Genomic DNA, 15489 nt, shown 5'->3' on the forward strand with positions numbered 1-15489 from the left:
TTGTTTATACAAGCTCTTTTGGGGTGTTGAACTGTTTACTTGTTGTAATGGATCACTGAGCGAATGCTCTTACCTTCATGCATCAAATCAAAGGCTTCATTGATGTCTTCAAGGCCCATGGTGTGAGTAATAAAGTCTTGTAAGCCAAACTCACCCGCCATGTAACGCTCTACGATTTCAGGTAACTCTGAACGGCCTTTTACGCCACCAAATGCGCTACCACGCCATACACGGCCAGTAACCAGTTGGAATGGACGCGTTGAGATCTCTTGGCCTGCGCCTGCTACACCGATGATCACAGACTCACCCCAGCCTTTGTGACAACACTCTAGGGCTGAACGCATCACGTCAACATTACCAATACACTCAAATGAGAAGTCGACGCCGCCGTCAGTCATTTCAACGATCACTTCTTGAATTGGCTTATCGAAGTCTTTTGGGTTGATACAGTCAGTTGCACCTAATTTTTTTGCTAAGTCGTATTTGCTTTCGTTGATATCCACACCGATGATGCGACTTGCACCCGCCATGGTTGCCCCAATGATCGCTGAAAGACCAATGCCACCTAGACCAAAAATCGCTACTGTGTCGCCTTTTTGTACTTTTGCAGTGTTCAGTACTGCACCCATGCCGGTTGTCACACCACAACCTAATAAACACACTTCTTCAAGTGGTGCTTCTTTGTTTACTTTGGCTAAAGAGATTTCAGGTAATACGGTGTACTCAGAGAAAGTAGAACAACCCATGTAGTGATAGATTGGCTGACCGTCTTTGTAAAAGCGCGTTGTGCCATCTGGCATTAGGCCTTTGCCTTGCGTTTCACGTACCGCTTGGCACAGGTTGGTTTTACCAGACGTACAGAACTTACATTCGCCACATTCTGCGGTGTAAAGTGGAATAACATGGTCACCTACTTCTAGACCGGTTACACCTTCACCTACTTGCTCAACGATACCACCGCCTTCGTGGCCTAAAATTGACGGGAAAATACCTTCTGGATCATCACCCGATAATGTAAATGCGTCGGTATGACAGACACCCGTCGCAACGATGCGCACTAATACTTCGCCTTTACGCGGCAGCATTACATCGACTTCTTCGATTTTGAGTGGCTCATTTGGGCCCCATGCGACGGCCGCCTTAGATTTAATAAATTGATCTGCCATGTTGTCCTCAGCTTTTTAAGTGAATTGTTTTAAGTGTTTTGTGCAAATAAGAGCGTAGGCACTCAAAGCCGTTTTAGCGACGTGCCTTACGCGTATTTGCCATATTATTTTTGACGAGAGAAAGTGTAGTTTGTTTACTCTTGTTCGATAATCCCTTATTTTTGTAAATTACTTTTACTCAGTGGTAATAATAGGCGATATGAATAGTTGGCAGGGCATTAATGAGTTTGTCGCGGTGGCGCAATCGGGTAGCTTTACTCAAGCGGCGAAGCGATTAGGCGTATCGACTGCGCATATCAGTCGCCAAGTCACCGCGTTAGAAGAAAAGCACAGTACTAAGCTATTTTATCGTTCAACGCGAAAGGTTGCCCTGACCGAAGAGGGCCAAGTGTTTTTTCATCATTGCCAACATGCGCTAACGGGGCTTGAAGAGGCTGAACGCGCAATCAGTAATTTGCGAGACACGCCACAGGGGTTAATTAAAATGACTGCCCCAGTTGCCTATGGTGAGCAGTTTATCATGCCGCTGGTACATGACTTTATGCGCCAATACCCGGAAGTCGAAGTGCAAATGTTCTTAAGCAACCAAACCTTTGACTTGGTGGCAGAAGGATTTGATCTAGCTATCCGTCTTGGCAAACTGAATGACTCAACCATGATGGCAAAGCGTTTAACCAGCCGCATTCAATATGTTTGCGCTTCTCCCGATTATTTACGTCAATTTGGCGCACCTCATACATTAGACGAGTTGAAACAACACCACTGTTTAACAGGGAACAGCGAGTACTGGCGTTTTCTCGTTGAGGGTAAAGAGCGCACATTAAAAATGAAAAGTCGCCTCAATTGTAATAGTGGCTTTGCACTTAGAGATGCGGCACTTAAAGGTTTGGGGATAATTAAGCTACCCGACTACTACATTGCAGATGACTTAAAGCAAGGCAACTTGGTTGAGGTGTTACCGCAATACTTAGAAGCTGAAGAGGGAATTTGGGCGCTGTATCCGCATAATCGTCATTTATCACCTAAAGTCAGATTGCTGGTGGATTATCTGAATGCACATTTAGATTCCGACAATAATGCGCAATAAAACTGCAATCAATCCTTAAGATTGCAGAAACTTAAACGTCATAAACCTGCTGTTTAATTGTTCGCTATTAAATATTACACAATAAACAACAATAGGTTTAGTTATGCTTAAACGCTCTCTGATCGCGCTTTCTTTATTTACGGCTCTCACAGGTTGTGCCCTTGACGGCGACGATGGTCAACAAGGTCCTCAAGGTGAACAAGGCCCAGCTGGTGTTGCTGGTACGAATGGTTCAAACGGCACAAATGGTAGTGATGGTTCAAATGGCACCGACGGTACCAATGGGGTTGATGGTAAAGATGCCAACCGTCAGTTAGATATTCAAATGGTTGGTCGTGCAGTGTTAAATGCACAAAGTCCAGAGGGTGCAGCCGAAATCGTGGCTTACCAAGCATCTAAAAAGTGGATCTACGCAATTAACAGCTCAGGTGATAGCGCTGTGGTAAACATTATTGCAGCAGACAGCTTTGATGCCGCTGGTTTGGTGAAAAATAACGAAGGTGTGATCACGACGACGAACCTGAGCAGTGCGATTACGTTAACGTTAAATGACAACACCCCAGGCGATGCGAATAGCATAGCAATCGACGAAAACAATCAGTTGTTAGCAGTTGCGATGGCAGCGAAAACCACTGGCGAGAATGGTCAAATTGCGTTTTATGATATTTCAGGGGATGCGCCGGTATTTATCAAAAATGTCACGGTGGGTGCACTACCAGACATGGTGACGTTCAGTCCTGATGGCAGCAAAGTCGTTGTGGCTAACGAAGGTGAGCCAGAAGGTGATTACAGTGTTGATCCTGAGGGCAGCATCAGTGTTATTGCGGTAACTAATGGTGCAGTTGCAGATGCCGCAACACAGATTACTTTCACAGATTACAACGGCAAACAGGCTGAATTAGAAGCCATGGGTATGGTGTTCGCAAACCCAACGGGTCGCACAATCAACGGCAAGCTAATTAATACTACGGTGGCGATGGACCTTGAACCTGAGTATGTCAGTATTTCAAAAGACAACCGTTATGCTTATGTATCTATTCAAGAAAACAATGGTTTAGCTGTGGTTGATTTAAGCGACAACAGCGTTAAGTTGATGGGTTTAGGCTACAAAGATTGGTCTAATTTAGTCATGGATGCGTCAGACAAAGACGGCAAGATCAACTTTAAGAAATACCCGGGTTTGTACGGTATGTACCAGCCAGATACCATCGCAAGCTTTAGCTGGAAAGGTGCAAACTTTGTCGTGTCTGCCAATGAAGGTGACGGTCGTGAATACTTCTTTGATGCCACAGATGCTGCAGATTGTACTGCAAAAGGTGGTCTAGACTTTGACGATAAAGATGGTTGTTTAGCCTATATCGATGAATCTCGTGTTGAAGACTTAACGCTTGCCAGTAACTTCTCTTACTTGAACAACGATGATGACGATATCGGTCGCCTAAAAGTGACAACAGTGAAAGGTGACACTGATAACGATGGTCAATACGAAGCACTTTACACTTACGGTGCGCGTTCTTTCACGATTTGGGACAGCAATGGATTAGTTGTCTTTGATTCAGGTGATGAAATTGCTCGTATCACAGCATCTGTTCATGGTGCTGCATTTAACAACGATGAAGATGAAAATGAAGGCGACACGCGTTCTGATGCAAAAGGCGCTGAACCTGAAGCATTGGCACTGGGCCAAATTGGCGAGCGTATGTTTGCGTTTATCGGTCTAGAGCGCATGGGTGGTATCATGGTGTACGACATCACTAACCCTTATGATGTGAAGTTTGCTGATTACTTCTTTAACCGCGGCGTGGTTGAAGGCGCAGATATTACCGGTGACTTAGCGCCAGAAGGCATGTCATTTGTACCTGCTGAACAAAGTGCTACAGGCAAGCCTCTGCTCATTATTGGTAATGAAATCTCAGGCTCAATCGCCGTTTGGCAAGTTGCATTAAGTGCAAAATAGATCTGCGAAGTAGATTATTTTTGCGCAATGTGGAATGAACAAGTTTAGATGGCTTTGAATTGAGGCATTTATGAAACTATTTTTGTCGCCGTAAACGACGACCTACAAGCTAAGGTTTTACTCCTGTAGGTCGTGCTTCAGCGCGACAATTTAGAAAAGTTGCACAACTTACCCATACCAAAAAGCGCATTTGTGAGAAGTGCGCTTTTTTATTTTGTGCAAAATACACCTGCGTAGCAGGTTTTGTCGCCGTAAACGACGACCTACATGTAAAAGTTTAACTCTTGTAGGGCGTGCTTCAGCGCGGTATAGAATAATTAAAGATATTTATGGTCGTAAACGACGCCTCACAGGTAAAGGTTTTACTCCTGTAGGTCGTGCTTTAGCGCGACAAAGAGCTAAGCTTAGTAACTAGGTTAACTAAGAGGCGCAATAAATGAGTTGGCAGAAGTTGAAAAAAGGACGTTATTCAAAACCATTCGGCGAGTACTTTATTACTTTCACATGCCACAACCGTCATGCCACTTTCATCGAACATCATTTAGCCAAGCGTTTTTGTCAGTCTATTTCATATAATGAGCAGCAACACGATTGCAGTTGGTTGGCTTGGGTACTTATGCCAGATCATTTTCATGGTCTAGTAAGGTTAGGAAATACCGAATTAGGTAAAGTAGTAGGGCATTTAAAAGGTTATTCATCCCACATGATAAACCAGTGTGTCCAAGGCAATAGCAAAGTTTGGCAGGGTGCCTATTATGATCGTGCTCTGAGAGCCTAAGAACAGCGAATAGCGATTGCTAGATATATCGTTGCTAACCCTTTGCGAGCAGGGTTAGTGACGAATATTGGCAGTTATCCATATTGGAATAGTGTTTATCTTTAAATCGGCTTCTGATGATTATGTCGCCGTAAACGACGACCTACAAGTGCAGGTTAAACTCCTGTAGGTCGTGCTTTAGCGCGACAGTATTTTCGCTAATTAACTGACCGCGGGCTCTAAATTAAACGCTTTTGCTCTTGGCCTATGATGTCTCACCAACAATAAACAAAATCCAGCGACTAACATTTGAGCTATGGTCACCAGCCAAACATCCACAATGAGATAACTCGGTGGCGTGTGGCCAAGTAGCATCTGGATCAAGTCGTAAAGTGGGCAAATTAGAGCTAACACCGCAGCAATATAAAGCTGTTGGATCATGCCGCCTCTGACGTTTTTACTAAACCAGCCGTGCACTAAACAGACTAAGATCATCACGCCAAACAAAGGCGGGAGTAGACTGACTTGTGACCATGACTCTGGTGCAAAGCGTGCCGCAATGAAGGTGCTGGCAACGGCGATCAAGGTACCGCTTGATAGCGCTAAGGTCATGGCTTTCACGAATTGCAGGCCGCGTTTACTTTGTTTACGATTATTTTCGCGCTTTTCTAGCCAGATTAGATTACCTGTTAAGATCATATAACAGCATGCTAACCCCAGTAAGAAATAGATAAACTTCTGCGTATTGCCGCCATATTCACCGAAATGTAGAGAACTGAGTACACTATATGTGCCTGCGGTGGCTGATTGACTTGGCGTATACTCTTTGATTAAACGGCCATCTGCTAACGAGTATGTCAAACGCGTCAGTTGGTCGAGAGTATGGTGTGCTGTCATTGCGACTTCAACTTGGCCCGCTTGATCGTTAGGCGCAAATATATTCAAAAAGTACACGCTTTGTTCTGGGTAGCGACGCTGTGCATCTTCCACCATATCATCTAGCAAAGTTAAGTCTGCAGGCTGACCCGAGAGCTCTGTAATTCTTGGTGGCGCGTAAAAGTCTGCGGTTGCCATTAAAGCAGGAATATTGCCCTTAAATACCGCAAAGCCAAACCCAGCTTGCAGTAAAATACTCAAGTTGAACATGACACCCGTGAGTGCAAATAAAAACGTATAAGGCAAGGTGCTAATACCTATGATGCTATGTCCATCAAGGTAGGTGTCTTTGCGACGGTCTACTCGGTATTGGTAATAATGACTGATGATTTTCTTCAGCAGGATCAGCGTGCCGGTAAACACCATGACAAAGAAGATCAACGACACAATCCCCACCAACTCGGTACCACCGGGTAGCATCAAGTTAATATGCATACGATACAGCATGTTGCCAAGATAAAAGTCTTCTTGATCTAATTCGTAACGTTGACCTGTTTCTGGATTAAAGCTCTGATTGACGTCGATATGTTCGCCTTCAGATGTCTCTATCTCAAAATAACTGACATAAAAAGGCTGGGCTTGGGTGGGAAGTTCGATAAACACACCATGATCCGCCGGCATGGTATGCCCTTGGTCGTTGATCTGTTTGGCAATCGTTGACACGGGTACGTGTTGTTTCTGACTGGCTAAGTCTGTTTTCGGTGCATCATATTGCATATCCCACAATACGATGTTTTCTCTGAAAAACGACATTGAGCCACAGACAAAGACGATCATCAAAACCCCTGAGATGATCAAACCAAGCCATGCATGTGCATGGGTAAAATTCTTTAACGTAGACTGTTTCATCCTGTTGGCCCTGCTGCAGTAAAGAAGGTGATCACAAAAATTATGATGGTTGGAATAGCTAGCATGCCGGCTCGTTGCCAAGCTTGTTTGCCACTTTCAGCGCCATAGCACCAAGTCATGACGCCTGCCCAAGCTGCTAAGGCCAGTACTAGTGATGTGGCTAAGATCACATTTATATGAGCGACTAACCACAGGCTTAAAATACTGGGCACTAAAATCATCACGACGACGCCAGATAAGAACCCGGCAAAGGTTTTATGCCACATTATTGGCCTCCCGAAATCAGCTGCAAACCTGCACTAAGCATACAGATAGCAATAATGCTAGCGATGGCCCACTGAGGTTTATGGTTAAGTAAGAATACGGGCGCGGGAATAAACAGCATTAAACCAAGTAGCGCAAAAATACCGGCGACCACAGGGCTGAAATGTGCACTAACCAGCAATGAAAGAGTAATCACACTGAGTAGGGCAATGGTGACTAATGCCAACCAGCGAGGGGGTTTAAATTGTTTTGTCTTTAAAAATTGCTGCCGAGGGCTTGAGGCATAAAGCAACATGCCTGTTAACCAATAGGCAGGAAGGAGGTAAAAAAAACTCATATTTAAATCCTTGCTACTGAGTTATATTTCCTAAAACCACGAAAAGATGTCGCATTGCTACGACATCTTTTTATAGGGGTTAAATGTTGACTGTCTTACCAGTCGAATACGCCACGGAACGAAATCGCATATTCCGCTGGCGCACCTAAGCGTGCATTACGGGCACGGTGTGCGACGTAATATTCTTCATCAGTAATGTTTTTACCAATGAAGTAAATGCCGTAGTTATCCCATTCGTAACCAAGCTGTAAGTTAACCAGCGTGCGCGCATCATTGTGTAAGTCAAAGAATGCATCGCCAGGCTGCAAACCATCACGATATGGATTTGGTCTATTAGGTGCATCGCTGGCATAGTTAATATTGATGTTCGCGAATAAACCTTCAGGTCCTTGGTATGTTAAGCCTGCGCTTTGTGTACGCTCAGGTGCAGAGAACTGGCGGCCAGTTAAGTCATACTCGGTTTCTGGTGTTGTGATCTTAAAGTCAGTGAACTCAGTGCCTGCATAGCCAATAGCTGCATAGGCTTTAAGGTAATCTGTTACGTTGCAATTCACTTCAAACTCGAAGCCTTTCACTTCAGAGCTACCCGCATTGACTGTTTCAAGGTCAAAATTGTTTGAAGAAAGTTGTACAGAAACTTGTTGATCAGTCCAATCTGTATAGAAGAAGTTAGCATTTGCAGTTAATGCACCCTCTAACCACGTAGAGCGAATTGCTAATTCATAGTTGTCTGTATATTCAGGCTCATACTCGAATGTCACAGATTTCGCTTGGTTGATACCTACACCGCCTGAACGATACCCTTTCTGGAAAGTAAAGGTTGAGGTGAGATCGTCATTCAGATGATAGCTCACGCCAATTTTAGGCAAGAAAGTATTGAAGCTGGTATCTGCTAAGGCCGCAGGTTTTGAAGCGTCAGCTGCAATGCCGAGTAATCTGCCGTTAATCCCTGTTATCAGTGGTACAATGCCCTCGAAAGGTGTGCCTACATAATTTGCTGGGTTTGGCATTTTATCTTGGTTAAGAATAGTATATTCAGCATCGTTACCATTTTCTTGCGCTTCGCGATCAAAGCGCACCCCCGCTAAAATATCCCACTTTTCATTTATGTGCCAAACACCATCAGCGAAGAGTGCATAGCTAGTTACTTTACTTTCTGTCAGTGAATAGACCTTAGTTCTTGCAGGATCAATCTCTGCATATTGAGCAATGACTAAATCAGCGATTTGTGGACTAAGTTTGTATTGCGCTTGCAATACGTTACTTGATAGGCCAAGACGAGATAGATTGTAGTTGTTTAAACCCGTACTTAACTCTTTGCGGTCGCCATTAAAGTAGTAAGCACCCGCTACACCGCTAAAGCTCTCATAGTCAAAAGTAAGCCTGAACTCTTGAGTCAGCGTTTTTTCAGTATTGTCATAGAATGTGCTGCTACCCGTGTCGACGACAGGTGTGTTACCTAGACCTTGTGGATAGTCAGAATCCCAGTCAAATGCCTCAAGTACGTCAGAGTAAGTTGTATAAGAAGAAAACGATAGCTCGTTATTAATGCCATAGTTCAAAGTTAAAGAAACAAGTTCAGTTTCGGCTTTACGCTCACGAGTATCGTTATATGTAGTACTACGGTTGTCAAAATCAACTTCACCAGCATTGGTAGTTAAGTTTGCATCACCATATGCGCGCTCTGCGTTCATGTAGCTAAGTATTGCCGAAAAGTCTTCTAACCCTGCCGGCTCGTATAAAAGTTTTAATCGATAGGTATGTTCTTCATTAAAATCTGAGTCAGAGTTGTCATGTAAGTTCGTGACGTTACCATCGTAGCGCTTTTCTTCACCGCTGAATCTAAATGACAACTCATCTTCAACCAGGCCACCACCAATGGCAATACCGGCTTCTTGCTGACCATTCTGACCAATCAGAAATTTGTATTTACCTTCGTTTTCATGGCTTGGCATTTGCGTATTTAAAATAACTGCACCAGCAAGTGCGTTGCGCCCTTGCAATGTAGACTGTGGGCCACGCAATATTTCAACTTGCTGCGCATCCCATGTTGAGAAGCCACCATTACGAACTAAGCCCTGTGGTAGCGGTGCGCCATCAATATACACACTTGCTAAGTAGCTATTACCACCGCCAGACACATTAAAGCCGTCGATTCCGCGAATGCTGAAACCATAGCTATCGCCATGGGTATTGGCTGTGTTCATCATCACATCGGTGAAAGTGTTGATCTGCTGTTGTTCGATCATATCAGGAGTTAATACAGCAACACTTGTGGTGGTTTCTTGCAGGCTACGTGCAATTTTCTGACCTGTGACCATGATGGTTTCGATTTCTTTTTCATCACCTTGATCATCGGCAAAAACAAGTTGGCTAGACAGTGCCATCGGAATTGCAAGAGACGCACGTAGTGCAAATGAGAGCGCAGAGAGTTTCATTATTCGTCCGTATAAAGTATTTGCTCAAAAAATAGGTTGCAAATACTAACATGATCAAAATTGCAAATCATTATCATTACAGTGTTCATTGTGGGTATTTTAATCTATATTTTATGTTGCATTGAGACAGAGTTTGGAAGAAAACAGCGTAGAGCTGCTCTTAAGGTTATGATTTGTTTAGTTAAAAAATTACTTTGGCTGCTTTGTATGAGAGCTTTCTTTGCTTGAATGTAATTGTAGGTTTCGCTAAAAAGAATGCATATATTCATAACTATACCGATATATGCATTAGTAAAACCAATAAAAACAGCTGTTTAAAAGCTAAAGGAGAATTGAACCCCCGTGAAATGGTTATCTTCAGCTTCCCAACCATTACCATCAATTTGTCGGTAGCGGGTGTAGGCTTCGAGTTTAAGGTGTTCAATCTGCACACCAATGCCCGCACCTAAGTATGCATCAATCTCATTATTTGGCGCATTGTAAACTGTGATACTGGAATGGTTGCTATAACTGTCAGTATCACGTTGATCGTGAAACATCAGCTCAAAAGCGTCAAAGCCCAGCTCACCATATGCGTAAACAGTAGAGAAATAACCAAATTTCAGCCCAGTATCTAATGTGAGAAAGTCTTCGCGATAACCTTGCTCTGTTGTCACACTGGCATTACCTAAAGCGCTAATAAAACCAATACCAAAAGGGGTTTGATTGAAATAGCCAATCATTTCAAATCCAGTTGAAATGATGTGATCGTCAAGTGCATTAAACTCTGATTTGGCAAATACAGAAAAGTCGAAATCATCATTGGCGACACAAGGTAGTGAGGTTAAGCCAAGTAAGAAAAGCGAAGCAATGTAGCGCATCATGTGGGATCCTTGCAATTTAAACTTATGAAATTGTAAGTGGCGTAAAGAGCGCTAACTGTAAGAAAGTGTTCAAATTTTGTAAGTATCTTACGATATGTTAGGCAGTAATAGACCTTTAAACTGCTCTTTATAGCGCCTTGAAAGGTTGAGCTTTTTACCACTATTAAGGGTAACCTCACTATCACCACTTTGAATGGGGGTGATGGAACTAATGGCATCAAGTCGTACCGCATGACTACGGTGTATGCGACAAAATCCGTGAGGCTCGAGTTGTTCACTGAGCTTAGTTAAGGTGGCGCGAAGTGGATAAACACGCCCATCAATATGTAAATTGACATAGTTACCCGCAGATTCTAACCACTCAATATCACTGACTTTGATAATAAATTCTTTGCCGAGTTTTCTAACCAGCAGGCGTTCAAACTGAGGTTGTACAGACTCTTCGGTTTGTTGCAGTAGATGGGCCTCGCCCTTTAATTGGCCGATAAGATATTGATAGCCTTTAATTACCACAATTAAAAACATAAACCCCCATACATCTTTTCGGTATTCATACAAGAATTCATACCAGAGCAAGCCAAAGTCATAGCTACCTGCTTGGCTCCAATAAACGAGTTTGCGAAGTGCTACCATAATGGCGACATGTAACACACTAAACACGACTGAAGCAAAAAAATACAAGCCGAGAGAGCGTGTTATGGCTTGAAAATTAAAAGGTTGGTATTTAAGAAGAAAAATTACACCAGGTATTAACATTAGCGTGCTTAAGGCGCTGCTATATTCCCAGACAAATGGCTCCCACAACTGAAAAGGCAATACGCCATCACGTTGCGCTTCCATAATGTCAGAAGTAGCATTAATGGTGTTGTTGATAAAAATATAAGCCATTAATAACAGCGCACCATATTGATTTGAATAGTGCAGAAAGTGAGGTGAGCGCGCCATATTTAATTCTCTAACCTTAAAAGTACATCCAGTTTAACAACTAACTTAACCTGAATAAGCCTTAACTTGAATTTTCAGGTTCGATTAACAGGATCCAATTAAATCTGATAGTGGTGTATGTGCTAAATTTCGCCTCTTGTGAATAACCTCTGTGGCTCTCAGGTTTGATATTACCGGTTTAAGTTCTTATTCTTGTTTATCAACTTTGGTAGAAAATGAAAAATAATTCCAACAAAAACTCCAAATGAAGCTGCCTTTAAACTACCAAGCCAAAGTATTAATCCAGAATAGCCTTGAGCAGGCCCTAAACTCCCTTTGCTTAAAACATCCATGAACATCAAGCTGTTCCATATGATATGCAATAAAGCCGTAAAAAAGTACGCACGAATGGTAATTGCTTTCATCAGCGAGTTTTGGTCTTTCATAGTATTTCTGAAAACTATAAACACACAAAAAAATATGAAAACTAATGGCGCTGATAACGAAAGTGAAAGGCTAAGTGACTCTAAATAACTTGTATTACCATATATAAAAGTGGCAAACGTTACTATTATTGAAAACACTAGTGTTATTAATGAAAACCAGATTGTTTTATTCATTTTTATTAATTCCCTATATAGCTTATTCCTTAAAATAAGCATAAAGCTGCCTAATTTTGCCAAAATAGTATATTTTTAAACGCACATCGACTTCTATTAAATGATGCCATAATTCACAGTAGGAGTATATTGGGTCATGTCTTGCATTTTGCATGCTGGTGAGGGGGTTATCAACTGTCATCACTCGCTATTTATCGAAGTTAGGTTGAGCTCATAGCCGTCTGTAATACAAGCTCTAACTTATAAATAAAAGCTGTCAGAAACAGATGTGAGCTACTTCACTAAACCAGTCCCAAGAGGTTTACCCCACAATCCCACCGCTTATCCCTAGTCGCTGTTTTTTAAGCACATATTTATTTCATTTCGACAATTACTCAGAAAAGATAAGACAACCAAGCCTGAGAAACTGACGGAAAAGGTATGTTCAAATCTATCGCTAAATGGTGGCAGCCCACTGCTTTTGTAAGCCAACCGAAAGAACGCTTTGTTGAACTCGACTGGCTGAGAGTGCTCGCGTTTGGTCTGTTGGTGTTCTATCACACAGGTATGTTGTATACGCAAAACTGGGGCTTTCATTTTAAAAGTGTCTATTTAAGTACAGAAATAGAAAATCTAATGTTACTGCTCTCACCTTGGCGTATGGGTCTGATTTGGTTTATTTCAGGTGCCGCATTGAGTTGCTTATTACAGAAGTCGTCATTGCCTCAGTTTTTAATGAGTCGAACCGTGAAAATCTTATTGCCCCTGCTGGTGGGCGTGTGGTTTGTCGTACCTATTCAATTGTATGCGCAAATGCAGCAAGAGGTTGGTTTAACGCTTAGCTATGTTGAGTTTTACATCGCGTTTTTTGATCTATCTCACCCGCTATTTGCACAGTATCAAGCGGGTATTTGGCCTCATGTCGATGTGAATCACCTTTGGTACTTGCGATCATTATGGCAATTTACTTTGTTGCTAGTATTGATGTTACCTGTACTGCAAAGCCGCTGGCTGCATAAGGGCATTGCGCGTTTCTTAAAGCGCCCTGTGCTTTGGGTGTATTTAGGTTTACTGGTGCCGCTTTGCGTTTTAAAACTGTCTTGGCCTAGTGAGACATTTCGTTATCCAATGGGGCTTGTTTTTTTAATCTATGGCTTTTTACTGACACATCACCGAGCGTTCTTTGAAAAGCTCAGTCAGCACTGGCATAGGCTATTAGGTAGTTTTATTGTTGGATATCTGCTGGTGGTTTGGGGCTACCAAATGATTTGGCTTAACGATCAAAGTTTAGAATGGCAGATTACCGCAATGGACATGCTTTACACTGCTCAGAGATTACTTGGCGTGATGACGATGTTGGCATTGGCAGCGCGATTCTTAAAGCGTCCCCATCGCTTATTGCCAAGAGTTAATCGGTTAGTGTTTCCTTTTTATATTTTTCATCAGAGTATCATTATTGCTTTGGCATTCTGGTTCCATGATATGAATTTGGGGGCAGTAGCGGAGGCTTGCTTAATTGTATTAGGTACTTTTACACTCTGTGCTCTGTTGTGTGTTGTCTTAAATTACTTGCCATTTATGCAGCCATTATTTGGTATCAGGGTGAATAAAGAATATCCGAGACACCTTAAAATAGCAGGGAATACTTTGATGTTCATACTTTTGGTGCCCATGGCCCTAAACATTCTATTTTGAACGTATTGCGTAACCCCTAGCTATGAAGCAGCATGACTCATACTACCCCGTAAAGGCTTGATGATTGTGTACATTAAAAGTGTTTTAAAATATAACTAATTATATATCCCATCTAAACTTAAAGGGTGACTTCACACGTATTACTCATAGTATAAGTGGCATCGCATAGGTGAGATAATGTATGAAAGAAGAAGTTCAATTAGTTGATGAGTTGGGTAATGTAATTGGCTACGAAGAAAAGCTAAAAGCACATAGGTTGGGGCTTTTGCACAGTGCGTTTTCACTCATGATTGTCAGGAATACCAAATCAGGCTATGAATTTCTACTTCAACGTCGTGCACTTGGTAAATATCATAGTGGCGGTCTTTGGAGTAATACGTGTTGTTCTCATCCTAGGCGGGGCGAGCCCATCCAAGATGCTGTTCGTCGACGCGTTAATGAAGAGCTAGGTATCATGGCATTGTCACCGCTCCATGCATTATCGCCATTTACCTATAAAGCTTATTTAGATAATCATCTCATTGAACATGAATATGACCATATTTTTATATCAGAGTGTTCACCTGATCCTATCTGCCCTGAGCCAAATGAAGTCATGTCATTCGAGTGGATGAAAGAGCAGCAAATTTTGCAACTCTTAGACACAGAACCGAAACGATTTACGGCATGGTTTGCTGATGTTTTTAAATATGTACGTGCTTACTTATTGGGTTTTAAATCATAAACAGTTACTTTTTTTCCGACCAAATAGTTAACAGCATATGGGGCACCGTCAGCGCGAATAACAAAATAAACGTAGTGCTAAACAGATTTTCGTCGAATGCTCGAATATTTTTAAACATAATAAAAAAAGCGAATGCCAACAGTGCCGTGCCAACCATAGGTATGCTGACCCAACAGATAAACGAGAATCTACTTAATTGATAGTCGGTCATAATCCTCTTTGTATGTAATATCGAATGAAATGCACAAAAGTAAGCTAGAAAAAATGCCAGAGGCGGTAACAAGAAGGCAGACAATGCGATACCCAATGTCGTTTTAATATGTGTTTTGAAATAAAGATGAAATGCACGGATAAAAACTAAGCTAATTAGGCTTATGCTGTTCAAAGCTTTCAACAGTAAAATAAACCTTTCAGCGGTAATTTGGTCGTTGCCAAGCAGCATAAACAGAGACGTTAGATTGTCAGAGTAAAGCCATACGCTTGCACTAAGTAAAATGGAGGCAAGGCATATTCTGGCTAAAAAGTTATTTAGTTCAAACCAGTCTTCTTGAAAATGGCCAATCGCCAAGACATAGAAAGTTAAGAGGCCAAGAAAAGGAGAGGATTGCCAAAAAAATAAACAAACTAAGACAATGAGTAGATAGACACCATACAAAATGACTCTTTTGAGGAGGCTACTTTGGAAAGGCAGCTGTTTTAAACAGTATTTTTCAATAACAATCACATCAAGTGCACCATGAGGTATCCCAACAAAGAAAATGGCGACGGCAACGAGTGTGAACAAAAAAAGCTGCGAAAGATCAGCGATGGCAAGCATACTCACTAAACCAACAGCAACCGCAAAAAATGGAAATATCCGGTCAGGTGATTGGTACGTTTTAGGCGTGATCATA

At 42.2% G+C, this 15489-nt stretch carries 14 protein-coding genes; 5 read left to right on the forward strand and 9 right to left on the reverse strand.

The window, feature by feature from the left end; translation table 11 throughout:
• Positions 1–35: 35 nt before the first annotated feature.
• Positions 36–1166: an S-(hydroxymethyl)glutathione dehydrogenase/class III alcohol dehydrogenase gene (locus CWB72_RS13465; protein ID WP_138632223.1), complete on the reverse strand. Its 1131-nt coding sequence runs from the start codon at positions 1164–1166 to the stop codon at positions 36–38.
• A 199-nt stretch (positions 1167–1365) separates the two neighbouring features.
• Here CWB72_RS13465 and CWB72_RS13470 point away from each other — a divergent pair, with 199 nt between their 5' ends.
• The 3 genes from CWB72_RS13470 (at position 1366) to CWB72_RS13480 (ending at position 4988) form a co-directional block, all read left to right on the forward strand.
• The gene (locus CWB72_RS13470; RefSeq protein WP_138632226.1) at positions 1366–2253 is read left to right on the forward strand and encodes a LysR substrate-binding domain-containing protein; all 888 of its coding nucleotides are present in this window, start codon (positions 1366–1368) and stop codon (positions 2251–2253) included.
• 103 nt (positions 2254–2356) lie between these two features.
• Positions 2357–4210 carry a choice-of-anchor I family protein gene (locus tag CWB72_RS13475; RefSeq protein WP_138632229.1) on the forward strand — a complete coding sequence of 618 codons (1854 nt, stop codon included), beginning with the start codon at positions 2357–2359 and terminating at the stop codon, positions 4208–4210.
• Positions 4211–4646: 436 nt separating this feature from the next.
• Positions 4647–4988, forward strand: coding sequence for an REP-associated tyrosine transposase (locus CWB72_RS13480; RefSeq protein ID WP_252371557.1), 342 nt, complete (start codon positions 4647–4649; stop codon positions 4986–4988).
• Positions 4989–5189: 201 nt separating this feature from the next.
• Here the strand turns inward: CWB72_RS13480 and CWB72_RS13485 are convergent, their stop codons facing one another.
• From CWB72_RS13485 to CWB72_RS13515, 7 genes are all read right to left on the reverse strand, one after another.
• Positions 5190–6752: a PepSY-associated TM helix domain-containing protein gene (locus tag CWB72_RS13485; RefSeq protein WP_138632232.1), complete on the reverse strand. Its 1563-nt coding sequence runs from the start codon at positions 6750–6752 to the stop codon at positions 5190–5192.
• On the reverse strand, positions 6749–7018 hold the full coding sequence (locus CWB72_RS13490) for a hypothetical protein (protein WP_058031429.1): 270 nt from the start codon (positions 7016–7018) through the stop codon (positions 6749–6751). Before CWB72_RS13490 ends, CWB72_RS13485 begins: the two co-directional genes overlap by 4 nt.
• Entirely contained in the window at positions 7018–7353 is a 336-nt protein-coding gene (locus CWB72_RS13495; RefSeq protein WP_138632235.1) for a hypothetical protein, read from the reverse strand. Before CWB72_RS13495 ends, CWB72_RS13490 begins: the two co-directional genes overlap by 1 nt.
• 95 nt (positions 7354–7448) lie before the next feature.
• Entirely contained in the window at positions 7449–9791 is a 2343-nt protein-coding gene (locus CWB72_RS13500) for a TonB-dependent receptor (protein WP_138632238.1), read from the reverse strand.
• A 314-nt stretch (positions 9792–10105) separates the two neighbouring features.
• Positions 10106–10654, reverse strand: coding sequence for a hypothetical protein (locus tag CWB72_RS13505; protein WP_138632241.1), 549 nt, complete (start codon positions 10652–10654; stop codon positions 10106–10108).
• Between the two features lie 87 nt (positions 10655–10741).
• The gene (locus tag CWB72_RS13510; protein ID WP_138632244.1) at positions 10742–11599 is read right to left on the reverse strand and encodes a LytR/AlgR family response regulator transcription factor; all 858 of its coding nucleotides are present in this window, start codon (positions 11597–11599) and stop codon (positions 10742–10744) included.
• A 170-nt stretch (positions 11600–11769) separates the two neighbouring features.
• Positions 11770–12198, reverse strand: a complete 429-nt coding sequence (locus tag CWB72_RS13515; protein ID WP_138632247.1) for a hypothetical protein — start codon at positions 12196–12198, stop codon at positions 11770–11772.
• Positions 12199–12618: 420 nt separating this feature from the next.
• Here CWB72_RS13515 and CWB72_RS13520 point away from each other — a divergent pair, with 420 nt between their 5' ends.
• Together CWB72_RS13520 and idi are read left to right on the forward strand one after the other, a co-directional pair.
• Entirely contained in the window at positions 12619–13872 is a 1254-nt protein-coding gene (locus CWB72_RS13520) for an acyltransferase family protein (RefSeq protein ID WP_138632250.1), read from the forward strand.
• Between the two features lie 181 nt (positions 13873–14053).
• A complete protein-coding gene (gene idi, locus CWB72_RS13525) occupies positions 14054–14596 on the forward strand; it encodes an isopentenyl-diphosphate Delta-isomerase (RefSeq protein WP_138632254.1) in 543 nt (180 codons plus the stop codon).
• Positions 14597–14600: 4 nt separating this feature from the next.
• Here idi and CWB72_RS13530 read toward each other — a convergent pair whose 3' ends face one another.
• Positions 14601–15488, reverse strand: a complete 888-nt coding sequence (locus tag CWB72_RS13530) for a Brp/Blh family beta-carotene 15,15'-dioxygenase (RefSeq protein ID WP_171037304.1) — start codon at positions 15486–15488, stop codon at positions 14601–14603.
• Between the last annotated feature and the right edge of the window lies 1 nt (position 15489).

The organism is Pseudoalteromonas phenolica (assembly GCF_005886345.1).
GTDB lineage: Bacteria > Pseudomonadota > Gammaproteobacteria > Enterobacterales > Alteromonadaceae > Pseudoalteromonas > Pseudoalteromonas phenolica_A.